At 71.2% G+C, this 527-nt stretch carries 1 protein-coding gene; it reads left to right on the top strand.

Annotated elements, in window-relative coordinates; translation table 11 throughout:
* Positions 1–477, top strand: a 477-nt coding sequence (locus H4N64_RS44255; RefSeq protein ID WP_186288275.1) for a TetR/AcrR family transcriptional regulator, incomplete at its 5' end; no start/stop codon positions are given.
* Positions 478–527: the final 50 nt, after the last annotated feature.

The raw sequence follows: 527 nt of genomic DNA on the forward strand, positions 1-527 counted from the left end.
TACTGGCACTTCGGCAGCAAGGACGGGATCTACGTGGCGGTGCTGGAGCGGGCCAGGACCACGCTGCTGGCGGCCCTGCCCCCGGCCGAGGTGCCGGGCAGCGGCCTGGACGAGCGGCTGGAGGCTTTCCTCACCGAGGTCGGGGACGCGTTCCAGCGTCATCAGCCCAGTGTGCGGCTGTTGTTGGGGCTGGGGATGGTGCAGCAGGACGCCACCGCGTCGGCCGTGGCCGAGGTGCGGCACTACCGGGACGCGCTGGTGCTCTGGGCCCGGGACGCGCTGAGCGCTGTCTTCGGACTGCGTGATCGCCCCGAGGTGGCGGACGAACTGGCGCGCTTCACGCTGAGGATGGCGAGCGGAACGGCTGTGGCCCGCTGGTTCGATGCGGATGCCGCCTTGGAGACCGGGCCGTTGCGTGTGGCGTTGCGGGCACTGGCGGCTCATCACGGCGTAGCGGTGGGGGATGCCCCTCAGTGAGTGGGGGCGGGCTGCCAGAACGCGCAATGGTGATCGGCCGCGAATCCGGT

Source organism: Streptomyces cupreus (assembly GCF_014257025.1).
Lineage (GTDB): Bacteria > Actinomycetota > Actinomycetes > Streptomycetales > Streptomycetaceae > Streptomyces > Streptomyces cupreus.